Origin of the sequence: Streptomyces ossamyceticus, from assembly GCF_001418475.1 — a bacterium.
Classification (GTDB): domain Bacteria; phylum Actinomycetota; class Actinomycetes; order Streptomycetales; family Streptomycetaceae; genus Streptomyces; species Streptomyces ossamyceticus.
In genome coordinates this window covers 1-12,677 of the sequence record NZ_LIQX01000341.1, presented here as the reverse complement: position 1 = coordinate 12,677, position 12,677 = coordinate 1, and the positions used below count along the sequence as shown (strand labels likewise).

The 12,677-nt window shown below is 72.7% G+C and carries 7 protein-coding genes; 6 read left to right on the top strand and 1 reads right to left on the bottom strand.

The genetic code is table 11. The features are described from left to right. The coding region (locus tag AOK15_RS24530; RefSeq protein ID WP_055520428.1) for a serine/threonine-protein kinase at positions 1-1,238 on the top strand (1,238 nt) is incomplete at its 5' end. Positions 1,239-1,256: 18 nt separating this feature from the next. Here the strand turns inward: AOK15_RS24530 and AOK15_RS24525 are convergent. Beyond that, on the bottom strand, positions 1,257-3,530 hold the full coding sequence (locus AOK15_RS24525; RefSeq protein WP_055520426.1) for a glycosyltransferase family 4 protein: 2,274 nt from the start codon (positions 3,528-3,530) through the stop codon (positions 1,257-1,259). A 231-nt stretch (positions 3,531-3,761) separates the two neighbouring features. On the opposite strand from AOK15_RS24525, the gene AOK15_RS24520 reads away from it, so the two are divergent. From AOK15_RS24520 to AOK15_RS24500, 5 genes are all read left to right on the top strand, one after another. Continuing rightward, complete coding sequence (locus AOK15_RS24520; RefSeq protein ID WP_055520424.1) at positions 3,762-5,153, top strand: diacylglycerol/lipid kinase family protein; 1,392 nt, start codon at positions 3,762-3,764, stop codon at positions 5,151-5,153. Between the two features lie 97 nt (positions 5,154-5,250). Then, the gene (locus AOK15_RS24515; RefSeq protein WP_055520421.1) at positions 5,251-7,149 is read left to right on the top strand and encodes a serine/threonine-protein kinase; all 1,899 of its coding nucleotides are present in this window, start codon (positions 5,251-5,253) and stop codon (positions 7,147-7,149) included. Between the two features lie 227 nt (positions 7,150-7,376). Continuing rightward, entirely contained in the window at positions 7,377-9,008 is a 1,632-nt protein-coding gene (locus AOK15_RS24510) for a succinic semialdehyde dehydrogenase (protein ID WP_055520418.1), read from the top strand. A 53-nt stretch (positions 9,009-9,061) separates the two neighbouring features. After that, entirely contained in the window at positions 9,062-10,879 is a 1,818-nt protein-coding gene (locus tag AOK15_RS24505) for a GMC family oxidoreductase (protein ID WP_055520415.1), read from the top strand. Positions 10,880-11,181: 302 nt separating this feature from the next. Further along, positions 11,182-11,919, top strand: a complete 738-nt coding sequence (locus tag AOK15_RS24500) for a hypothetical protein (RefSeq protein WP_240508577.1) — start codon at positions 11,182-11,184, stop codon at positions 11,917-11,919. Positions 11,920-12,677 lie beyond the last annotated feature (758 nt).

Below are 12,677 nucleotides of genomic sequence, written 5' to 3'. Positions count from 1 at the left end.
ACCGGCCGTGGATCGTCATGGAGCTCGTGCAGGGGCGTTCCCTGGGCGACGCCCTCCAGGAGGGCACCCTCGGGGTGCGGGACGCGGCGAGAATCGGCCTGGAGGTGCTCGGCGCGCTGGAGGCCGCGCACGCGGCGGGCATCCTGCACCGCGACGTGAAGCCCGACAACGTCCTGCTCGGCCGTCACGACCGGGTCGTCCTCACCGACTTCGGCATCGCCCAGATCGAGGGCGAGACCAATCTGACGGACACCGGCGGTTTCGTCGGCTCCCCCGAGTACATCGCCCCCGAGCGGGTGCTGGGCCAGCGCCCCGGCCCCGCCTCCGACCTCTGGTCGCTCGGCGTCGTCCTCTACGCCGCCACCGAGGGGGTCTCGCCCTTCCGGCGCAGCAACACGCCCGCCACGCTGCAGTCCGTCCTCAACGCCGCGCCCGCCGCGCCCGCGTCGGCCACGGGCCCGCTCGCCGAGGCCATCAACGGCCTGCTGCAGAAGGATCCGGCGCGCCGTCCGAACGCCGCCCGTGTCCGTGAACTCCTGGAGGCCGCCGCGAACCCGCCGGCCCCGGCGCCCACCCAGGTGGTCCAGCAGGTCGCCGCCCCGGCCGGGAAGGGCCTGCGCCTCGGCCCCAAGACCCTCGTGGGCCTCGCCGCGGTGGTGGTCGCGGCCTCGGTCACGGCGTACCTCGTCGTCGCCGACCCCTTCGCCGGACCGCTGCCGGACGGCTGGCAGCAGCGGGACCTCGGGGGCAGGGTCGCCGCGAGCGTCGGCGTGCCCGGCGACTTCACGAAGGACAAGTACGAGCCGGACGAGGCGGACGACACCTACGCCTCGTACAGCGATCCGAGCGGCCTGATCCAGATCGCCGTGGACCGCGACGTCAAGGCGGACGACAAGGACGACGAGATGCCGGCCACCGCGCTGGACAAGGCCTATGCCGACTGGGCCATGCTCAAGGACGGCGAGTACTCCTGGGACATCGCCGACGACCCCGCGCCCAAGGGCAAGCCGAAGGAGGCCAAGTACCAGGAAGCGGAGGCCGCGGAGAACACCATCGTGTACACGACCACGGACAGCGAGTCCCCGCGGGTGCGCGAGGCGCGGGTTCTCTACTACCGGGCGAAGAACGGTGACACGTACCGGCTGTGGATCGACTATCCGGGCAAGGGGCACTTCACCGAGCAGGGCCGCGAGATCGCCCGGACGGCCATCGAGAGCCTGAAGATCGACAAGCTCTAGACGCGCCGGGGCGGGGGCTCACTCCGTCCGGGACACGCTCACGGCCAGGTCGTTGGTGACGGTGAAGAAGTAGCGGGCCCGCACGGACCTGCCCGACCTCGCCGGCAGCGTGACCTCCGGGTACTTGTCGGTGTCCTTGCGGTCCACGATGTCGCCGAACAGCCGTCCTAGACGGACCGGTTCGACGTCGGTGGCGGGCCGCAGGAACAGGTCCCAGATCACCTTGCCGGGCGCGGTCGGCCCCGGCAGCGACGGCAGCCTCCCGTGGAACAGGCGCCCGCGGGACGGATGCCCGTCGGGCAGGTGCTCGCCGGTTGCCTCCACCGGTGCCTCGAAGTCCGCCTCCTCCCCGCTCCGTGCGACACCCATCAGCGCCGCGCCGGCACCGAGTTCGGCCCCGTGCAGGACACCCTCCACGGCCGACGACCCCTCACCGACCGGCAGCGCGGTGACCTCGGCGTGGGCTTCGCGGCGGAAGGTCCGCAGGGCGAGGTAGCCGTCCTTCGTCGTGTACGGGATCCACCACGCGACCGGGCTCCCGCCGGTGAACTCCGAGGTCAACAGGGACCGCTGCTCCACGAGTCCGGCCCGCAACCGGCGCCTGACCCCGTCCCCCGCCCGCTCCGCGTACAGGTCCCAGCGCCCCTCGGCGAGGGGCGGCCGGGTCTGGCTCAGCAGCGCGGTCCAGCGGTCTCCGGTGACGTCCGGCGCCTCCCGGTCCGACGGATTCCCGGCACCGTCCGCTGCCTTCGGCTTCAGTGGTGCCTGGGCCGCGTGGGCTGCGTGGGCCGCGAGGTGCGGGGTCTCCTGCTTCAGCGGCACATGGGGTGCTTCCCGTTCCAACGGGACCCGGAGCTCGTCGTCGCCGTGGCGGTGGCGCAGGACGAGTACGAGGTCCTGCCCGGAGGAGCCGGTCCAGCCGACCGAGACCCGTACGCCCCGCCGGGCGTCGACCCGGCAGTCGCCCCACGGACGGGACGGCCGGCGCTCGGTCGCCGTAGTGGGCGCCGTCCCGGCCCGCCGCGCCGCCCGCCCCGGAGCCACCCACCGTGTCCACCGCCCCGGCGTCGCACGGCCCGTCCTTCGCCCCTGCCCCGGCACCGCGAAACCCAGCCAGCGCCCCATCCCGGCCACCAGCCCCGGCCGGCGGGCGCCCAGCAACTCGTTGATGAGCCGCTCGTACCGGTCCGCGATCGTGGCCGGTTCGTACCGCTGGACCGTGGCGCGGCCGGCGGTGCCGAGCACGTGCCGGAGACCGGGGTCGTTGATCAGGCGGAGCAGCCCCGTGGCGAGGGCGTCCGGGTCGCCCGGCGGCACGAGGAGGCCGTCGGAGCCGTCGGTGATGATCTCGCCGGGGCCGTGGGGGCAGTCGGTGGCGACCACGGGCACCCCGGCGTGCATGGCCTCCAGGATGGTCATGCCGAAGGACTCCCACGCGGAGCTGACGACGGCCACCGAGGCCTTCGCCCACTCGGTCTCCAGGGTGGTGTGCGGGCCCATGAGGAAGACGTGGTCGCCCAGGCCGTGCGCGGCGACGGCGGCGCGCAGGTTCGCGCGCTCCGGTCCCTGGCCGTGGATCCGCAGCCGCCACTCGGGGCGCTCGGCGACGACCTTCGCGAACGCCTCGACGAGCAGGTCGTAGCGCTTGACCGGCACCAGCCGCCCGGCGGCCACCACGAGCGGGGCCCGCAGGTCGGAGGGCTCGGCCCGCGGGCGGGGCGCGGCGTTGGCGATGTCCGTGATCCGGGTGCGCAGGCCGGGCAGCCGGCGGCGGTGGTCGGCGGCGTCCCGCGCGGACACGGTGACGAACGCGTCGAGGCGGGCGATCGCCTCGTTCTGCGCCGCGCGCACGCCGGGCACATGGTTGTCGTACGACAGGTGCTCCTGGCCGATGCGGATCGCGTGGCGCGGTCCGTGCTCGGCGAGGACGACGACCAGCGCGGGGCGGGTCGCGACGAGGACGTCGGCGTCGGTGGTGTCGAGGAAGGCGCGCAGGCGCGCGTCGGAAAGAGCGGTGTAGCGGTGGGCGAGGACCTCGGTGGGCGGGACCAGCGCGGAGGGCCGCGCCATCAGCTCGTGACCGCCGTCGTACGCCGCGGAGTCGGGGCGCTCGTCGACCAGCGGGACCAGGCGGACCTGGCCGTGCACACCGAGCAGCGGCTGTTCCGCCGTCCGCAGGACCGAGACGATCTCGACCTCGTGCCGGGCGGCCAGCGCCCCGGCGAGGTTCAGGGTCGACCGGACCGTGCCGCCGATCGCATAGGCGTTGTGCAGCAGAAAGGTGATCTTCATGGGTGTCGGGCTCCGCGTTCGTCGGCCACGCCGACTCGCCCAACACCCCGCCGCGCCGCCAGGAACCGGCCCGGACCCCGACCATGACCCCAACGGGGGTACGCGGGTCGTGGCCCCGTGCGGGACTCGCGACGGCGTTCCCGCGGATGATCGGAAGGCCATCGCCTCGGCCCGCCTCCTGGCCCTAACATGCCGTGTCAAGTGCATGATCGGCGCGGAGGGCGGGCGGGCGTGGGCATCGAACACCTGGACGTGCAGGCTCATGCCAGACAGCGATGGGCGGCCCGGGCCGCCCTCGGCTGCGCGGCGCTGGCCGTCCTGCTGCCGATCGGCTACGCGCGGGAGGCGAGCCTGCTGCTCGTCGCGGGCCTGCTCCTGGGCGCCTGTCTGACGGTGGCCGCGCTGTGGTGGGTGCTGACCCATCGGGGTGTCGTCCGGATGGCGGCGGCCATGCTGGCGTTGGCCGCGCCGGTGGGCGTCATCTGGTGGTTCGCGGCCGTCAACCTGCTGTGGGTGGTGCTCGTGTCGGCCGCGCTGTGGGGTGCCGCCGTCTGGTCCGGGAAGTTCGCGCTCAGCCTCACCAAGTCGCACCGGGTGGACGTCCCCGAGCACCGCACGCCCGCGCCGACCCGGCCCTTCCTCATCATGAACCCCAAGTCGGGGGGCGGGAAGGTCGACCGTTTCCGGCTGAAGGAACGGGCCGAACGGCTCGGCGCCCGGGTCCATCTGCTCGACCCGGAGCACCACGAGGACGTCGCCGTGCTGGCCCGCGACGCGGTCCGGGAGGGCGCCGACCTGCTCGGCGTCGCCGGCGGCGACGGCACCCAGGCCCAGGTGGCCGCCATCGCCGCGGCCTACGACGTGCCCCTCCTCGTCATCTCCGCCGGCACCCGCAACCACTTCGCCATGGACCTCGGCCTCGACCGCGACAACCCCGCCGCCTGTCTCGACGCCCTCACGGACAAGGGCGTCGAACTCCATGTCGACCTCGGGTACGCCAGCGGCCACCCCTTCGTGAACAACGCGTCCTTCGGCGCGTACGCGGCCGTCGTGCAGAGCCCCGCCTACCGCGACGACAAGGTCCGCACCACGCTGGAACTGCTGCCCGAACTGCTCACGCACCAGCGCGGTCCGCGGCTCACCGCCCGGATCGGCGACGCGGTGATCGACGCGCCCCAGGCCGTGCTGGTCAGCAACAACGTCTACCGCAGCGACGACCTCGTCGGCCTCGGCCGCCGGGAGCGGCTGGACGCCGGGGTGCTGGGCGTGGTCGGTGTACGGGTCGAGAACGCGGCCGACGCCGCGAGCCTGGTCCTCGGGCCGAACGCGCCCGGCCTCAGTCTGCTCATCGCCGACGAGATCGTGGTCGAGGCCGACCGGCCGGAGATCGAGGTCGGCGTCGACGGTGAGGCCCTCGTCCTGCCCACCCCGGTCCACTGCCGGATCTCGTCCAAGGCCCTGCGCGTCCGGGTGCCGCGCGACCGGCCCGGCGTCCCCGAGCCCAAACCGCCGCTGGACTGGCGCCGGTTGCGCAAACTCGCCGCCGCCGTCGGCCGCACGGCCCTGCCCAAGCACCGCGAACGGTACGGCTGGGCCGAGGACCTGTGGAACCGCCGGCGTTAGCCGGGAAGGGCGACTGGCAAGCCGCTCCGCCCGGTGGCGCGCCCGGCGGCCCGGCCGTACGTCGACAAGTTCCGCTTCCGCGCGGTACTGATGTCGCATGAGTGATGACGGCGAACATCAGCCCGACGCGCGCCGGTTCGGCGGGCGAGCCACCCAGTGCGACGATCGTCTGGTCGGCGGTCGCTACCGCCTCACCGAACGCATCGGGTCCGGCGGCATGGGCACCGTGTGGCAGGCCGTCGACGAACTGGTGGGCCGTGAGGTCGCCGTCAAGCAGCCCCGGCTGCCGGGCGACCCCGACGACCCGGAGAACGAGGAGCGCCACCGGGCCGCCAACCGCCTCTACCGCGAGGCTCGCGCCGCCGCCCGCGTCGACCATCCCTCGGCCGTCACCATCCACGACGTCGTCATCGACGACGGCCACCCCTGGATCGTCATGGAGTGGGTTCGCGGCGAGTCCCTCCAGGAACGGCTCCGGCGCGGCGCCCTCACTCCCGCCGAGTCGGCTCGCGTCGGCCTCGCCGTCGTCGGCGCGCTGCACGCCGCGCACGGCGTCGGCATCGTGCACCGCGACGTCAAACCGGCCAACGTCCTGCTCGGGCCGCACGGCCAGGTCGTCCTCACCGACTTCGGCATCGCCCACGTCCAGGGCGAGGAATCGCTCACCATGACAGGGGAGTTCGTCGGTTCGCTGGAGTTCGTCGCCCCCGAGCGCATGTCCGGGCACGGTGCCGCCGGGCCGCCCTCCGACCTGTGGTCGCTCGGCGTCCTCCTGTACGCCGCCGTCGAGGGCGCGTCGCCCTTCCGCCGTACGTCCCCGGAGTCCACGCTCGCCGCGATCCTCTCCACCGAGCCCCCCGAACCCACCGGGGCGGGCCCCCTCGGCCCCCTGGTCGTACGGCTCCTGGCCAAGGACCCGGCGGACCGCCCGGACGCCGAGGAGACCGCACGGTTCCTGGCCGACGTCGCGGAGGGCCGGACCCCGGACACCCAACTGCCGTCGGAGCTGAAGCAACTGGGCGAGGACGAGGGGACCCTGCGGCTCGCGGGCGAACGGCGGGGCGTGGCGTTACACGAGGAGGCGGCACCGGCCGTCGCCGCGGCCGACGACCGGCACACGGGGCACGCGCCCGACGCCGGGAACAGCCCAGAGGCGCTCGCCGCGGCCGACCCCGGCAACACCCCTGAGGCGCTCGCCGCGACCGAGCCCGAGAGCGCCCCCGCGGTCCCCGTCACCGCCGGTCCCGAGCAGATGTCCGGGGACTCGTCGGCGATCCCGTCGGTGACCGTCGACGTACGACGGCCCGTGCCCACCCGGCGGCCCGGCAGGCGTCCGTCCTGGCTGGTCGTCGTCGGGGCCGTCGCCGGCGTCCTGGTCGTCGGCGGGGCAGTCTGGACGGGCACGCTGATCGGTGCGGCGGAGGACGACCGTCGCGCCGTCCCCGAGCCGCACATGGGGTCGTTCCCGGGCCGCCCCGCCTCGGCCGACCCCGAGTCCGGCGCCCCGTCGGAGTCCGCGTCCGGCGCCGACACCCGCTGGGTCGCGCACCGCGAGAGGGAGATGAACGCCGTCCTGTCCCTCCCGAGCTCGTACGAGCGGACCGGCGAGAAGCGCGGCGAGGGCGGCGAAGGCGACGCGTCCCGCACGGTCACCTACGACGGGGAGAAGGTCATCCGCGTACGGCTCGCCCGGTGGGACAAGGCGCCCACGTCTCCCATGAAGGAGGCCAAGGACTCCTCGGACATCGTGGGCAGCGGCGTGAAGTCCACCGCGCAGTACACGAGTACCAGTTTCGACGGGCAGGAGGCGGTGCTCGCCGACACCACGCACTACGCGGACGGCACCCCCACCCGCGTCATGGAACTGATCGTCCGCACCGACGACAGCCGGATGTTCGCACTCCGGGTGGACATGCCGAAGGGCACACCGGACGAGAAGAAGGGCACCGCCGTCTTCAAGGGGGCGCGCGACCGGCTGAAGATTCTCGCGGAGTGACTCCGGCGCTTCGGCAGCGGTGACACAGCTCTCCCGCTGAGATGACGCCGGCCTCCCGCCGAGGTGAGGCCGGCGTTCCGTGTGGTGTGACCAAGTCGCGATCGTGGGCGCACAACGCGCTGATCAGCGTCTTCATGCCACTGATCACTGGCACGGTGTGTGCGGCCGGTGAAAGCCTGTTACCGCCGGGTACCCAAAGTCGTCCGCTCCGGAATACCCTGCGCGTCATGACGGACTCGCAGGCCCCCGAAAAGACCGGCACGGCACGGACGACCGGCACCAACCCCCTCGCACCCGCCCCGGCGGGCGCCCGTACCGCCGCCGACGTGGTCACCCCCGAACTGGTCGCCCAGCTCACCAAGGGTGTGGTCGGCTCCGGCCGGACCGCCAACCACACGCCGTTCACCGGCGAGAAGCTCGCCGACCTGCCCGAGTCCACCCCCGAGGACGTGGAGAAGGCGTACGTGCGGGCCCGCGCCGCGCAGGCCGTGTGGGCGCAGGTGCCCGTCCGTGAACGCGCCGCCGTCCTGCTCCGCTTCCACGACCTCGTCCTGCAGCGCCAGGCCGAGGTGCTCGACCTCATCCAGCTGGAGACCGGCAAGGCCCGGCTGCACGCCCACGAGGAGGTCCAGGCCGTCGCGGTCGCGGCCCGCCACTACGGCCGCAAGGCCCCCGCGTACCTGAAGCCGAAGCGGCACACCGGCGCCGTACCGACCCTCACCAAGGTCGTCGAACTCCGCCACCCGCGCGGCGTGGTGGGCCAGATCGCCCCCTGGAACTACCCGCTCGAACTCTCCGTCGGCGACGCGATCCCCGCCTTCGTCGCGGGCAACGCGGTCGTGATGAAGCCCGACACGGAGACCTGCCTGACCGCCCTGTGGGCGCGTGACCTCCTCGTCGAGGCCGGTCTGCCCGCCGAGGTCTTCCAGGTCGTCCTCGGCGAGGGCCCGGTCATCGGACCCGAGGTCGTCCGGCACGCCGACTACGTCTCCTTCACCGGCTCCACCCGCACCGGCCGTGAGGTCGCCCAGGGCGCCGCCGCCCGCCTCGTCGGGGTCTCCCTCGAACTCGGCGGCAAGAACGCCATGCTGGTCCTGGAGGACGCCGACATGGAGAAGGCGGCCGCCGGAGCCGTCCGCGCCTGCTTCTCCTCCGCCGGCCAACTCTGCATCTCCATCGAGCGCCTGTACGTCCACGAGTCCATAGCCGACGCCTTCCTGGAGCGCTTCGCCGCCCGCACCAAGGCGATGCGCCTCGGCACATCCCTCGCGTACGGCGCCGACATGGGCTCCCTCGTCGGCGACCGCCAACTGGAGACGGTCACCCGCCACGTGGACGAGGCCGTCGCGAAGGGCGCCAAGGTCGTCGCCGGCGGTGTCGCCCGCCCCGACATCGGCCCCTACTTCTACGAGCCGACCATCCTCGACGGCGTCACCGAGCCCATGGCCGTCTGCAACGAGGAGACCTTCGGCCCCGTCGTCTCCGTCTACCGCTTCAAGGACGAGGAAGCGGCCATCGACGAAGCCAACGCCACCGCGTACGGCCTCAACGCCTCCGTCTGGACCAAGGACGGCCGCCGCGGCCGCGCCGTCGCCGCCCGCCTGCGCGCCGGCACGGTGAACGTCAACGAGGGCTACGCCTCCGCGTACGGCAGCGTCCAGTCCCCGATGGGCGGCATGAAGGACTCGGGCCTCGGCCGCCGCCACGGCTCCGAGGGCATCCTCAAGTACACCGAGGCCCAGACGGTCGCCCAGCAGCGCATCCTCCCGATGGCCCCGTCCTTCGGCATGGACGACGAGAAGTACGCCCAGTTCATGAGCACCAGCCTCAAGGCCATGAAGGCGCTCCGGCTGCGCTGACACCCGCGCCCCTCCGGGGGCGCGGTACGCACCGTTCTCGATGAGGAGAGCACGTGTCATACGACTACGACGTCATCGTCGTCGGCTCCGGCTTCGGCGGCTCCGTGACCGCCCTGCGCCTCACGGAGAAGGGGTACAAGGTCGGCGTCTTGGAAGCAGGGCGCCGCTTCACCCGTGACTCCCTGCCCAAGAACTCCTGGGACCTGAAGAACTACCTCTGGGCCCCGGCCCTGGGCATGTACGGCATCCAGCGCATCCACCTGCTCGGCAACGTCATGGTGCTCGCCGGCGCCGGCGTGGGCGGCGGCTCCCTCAACTACGCCAACACCCTGTACGTCCCGCCGAAGCCCTTCTTCGAGGACCCCCAGTGGAAGGACATCACGGACTGGCAGGAGGAGCTGAAGCCGTACTACGACCAGGCGCGCCGCATGCTCGGCGTACGGCTCAACCCGACGATGACCCCGTCCGACGTGCACCTGAAGGCGGCCGCCGAGCGGATGGGCGTCGGCGACAGCTTCCACATGGCCCCGGTCGGCGTGTTCTTCGGTGACGGCGAGGACGCCGACGGCAAGGCCAAGGCCGCGCCCGGCGACCAGGTCCCCGACCCGTACTTCGGCGGCGCGGGCCCGGCCCGTAACGCCTGCACCGAGTGCGGCGAGTGCATGACCGGTTGCCGCCACGGCGCGAAGAACACCCTCAACGAGAACTACCTCCACCTCGCCGAGAAGGCGGGCGCGGTCGTCCACCCGATGACGACGGTGGTCGCCCTCACCGAGGACTCGCAGGGCGGCTTCGCCGTGACCACTCTGCCCACCGACGAACGCCGCAAGGCGGGCCGGGGCAAGGGCCGGGGCGGTTCCAGGGGCGGTTCTGGGGGCCGTGTCTTCAAGGCCCGCCGGGTCGTCCTCGCCGCCGGCACCTACGGCACCCAGACCCTGCTGCACCGTATGAAGGCAGGCGGTCAGTTGCCCCACATCTCCGACCGTCTGGGCATGCTGACCCGCACCAACTCCGAGGCCCTGGTCGGCGCCCAGACCGACAGGCGCCGCTACCGCAAGGCCCACGGGACCGACGTGGACTTCACCCGGGGCGTGGCCATCACCTCGTCCATCCACCCCGACGAGAACACCCACATCGAGCCGGTGCGCTACGGCAAGGGCTCCAACGCGATGGGCGGTCTGTCGATCCTCCAGGTCCCGTACGCGGGCGGTACGGCGTCGGGCGCGTCCCGCGTGCTCGGCTGGCTGGCCCACGCGACCAAGCACCCGCTGCTGGTGGCCCGTTCGCTGTCCAACCGCCGCTGGTCCGAGCGGACCATCATCGGCCTGGTGATGCAGTCCCTCGACAACTCGCTCACGACGCGTCTGAAGCCGAAGGGCCCCGGCAAGGGGTTGCTGACCGCCCGGCAGGGCCACGGCGCCCCCAACCCCAAGCAGATCGAGGCCGCCTCGGCCGCCGCCTCCACGATCGCCGCCGAGATCAACGGTTTCGCCGGCAGCAACGTGGGCGAACTGATGGGCACCCCGCTCACCGCGCACTTCCTCGGTGGCTGCCCCATCGGCGCCACCCCCGAGGAGGGCGTCATCGACCCGTACCACCGCCTCTACGGCCACCCCGGTATCTCGGTCGTCGACGGCGCCGCGGTCTCCGCCAACCTGGGCGTCAACCCGTCCCTGACGATCACGGCCCAGGCCGAGCGCGCGATGTCGTTCTGGCCGAACAAGGACGAGCCCGACCACCGTCCCGCCCCCGGAGCTGCGTACGAACGCCTCCGCCCGGTGGAGCCGGTGAACCCGGCGGTCCCGGCGGACGCCTTCGGCGCGCTGCGGCTGCCGCTGATGCCGGTGCCGACGGTGCCGCCGAAGCAGTAGCCGGTCGGCCGCTGGAGAAGCCGGGAAGTCGTTCAAGAGAAGCGGGGAAGGACCCGCAAAAAGCGGAGAAGGACCCGCACCCCCCTCCGAGCGCGGGTCCTTCTCTCGTGTGCCAGGTGTGACAAGCGAGGCATGCGAAGGGTTGCCCTCCGGATCACAGCTTTCTGGAGTGACGTGAGTCACATGTGAATGTGGCGGGGGTGACGCAACGAATCCATGGGTCTGGATGTCACATACATGTTCGATGGGCCCTGTGGGGCCCCTGTGTGATGCGCGAGGCGCAAGGCGTAAAGGTGGGGGACATGAAGTCGAAGATGTCGCGGGCAGCGGTGGCCGTCTCGGTCGTGGCCACGCTGGGTCTCACCGCGGCGTGCGGTGGCGGCGGCGAGAACGGCGACAACACGGACGCGGAGAAGAAGCCCTCGGCGGGCTCCTCCACCCCGGCCGACAAGCCGAAGGAGCCGGCGGGGCAGGGCGCCCTGACGGAGGCCCAGCTGCAGAAGGCCGCCCTGACGAAGGGCGACGTCAAGGGCTACACCATCGCCGACATGCCGGCGGAGGACATGCCCGCCGAGACCGTTCCCGCGCAGCCGGCCGCCTGCCAGCCCATCGCGAACATGTTCTTCTTCACCTCGGACCCGCAGGCCAAGGCCCGCGCCGGGCGCACGGTCACCCCGAAGGACGAGCTCTCCGGCAGCGTCATCTCCCTCGCCCTCGCCGCGCACGAGCAGAGCGACGCCGAGAAGGTGATGGCCGACCTGCGCAAGGCGACCGAGAACTGCACGAAGTACGAGCACGTCGGCAACACGTACTCCGGTGTCGAGGCACTCCCCGCCCCCGAGCAGGGCGACGAGGCCGTCTCGTACAAGCTGAAGGGCGACATCGAGGGCGCCAAGATCCCGATGTCCTTCACCGTGGTCCGCAGCGGCTCGACGCTCATCGGGTTCTACTCGATGAACATGCTCGACGCGGACAAGTCGAAGGTCCCGGCGGAGGTGCTGGAGGCGCAGGTCGCGAAGCTGGAGAAGGCGGCCGGCTGATCTGACGCTGATCCGCGGCTCGGCCGAGGCCGCTCGACGGTGATCCGCCGGTGGCACGTAGGGCGAAGGGCCCCGTGGGACGGAACCCACGGGGCCCTTCGCCGTCAGCACCGACGTCAGGGCAGCGCCGGTGCCTCGCAGCGGCGCCGGGGGGTCGCGCCACTGGTGGGGGGTGGTTGTCGGACGCGCGCACGGGGCGCGGTACCGGGTGTCGACCTTGCGGTGCGGGCTGCTCCTGCATCGTGCCGGGCGGGTGACGGCCTCCGTAACCGCCTCGCCGCCCTCGGAACATTCCGCCGGTCGGCCCCGGGCGTCCCCGGAGCCGACCGTTCAGTTGAGTGACCGGGCTGCTGTCCCCTGCGGTCCGGTCACAACCCTGGAGCGAGGTCCCACGGCGCACGGCACGATCCGGACGCCTCATCGCTCCAGCGGAGCCACGCGTGGTTCTTTCGGACCCGGACCTGGCTGGCACGGGCATCGGGACCAACGAAGCGCGTCGTACGGCGGTCACGCACCGTACGGGTGAGACGGCAGGCGTACGTACGTGCGCCCGGCGCGTTCGCCGTACCGTCGCCGGACGAGGCGCCGAGGGGTGCCGCTCGGCCGAGAGGTGTTCGGCCGTGGGGTGTTCGGCCGTGGGGTTTAGGGCCGTGGGGTGTTCGGCCGGCAGGTGCTCGGCCCAGGGCGTTCGGCCGGGTGGCGCGAGTAGGTGGTTTCGCGCGGGGCGGCGCGAGCCGGCGGGGCCTCGGGGGCGGCGG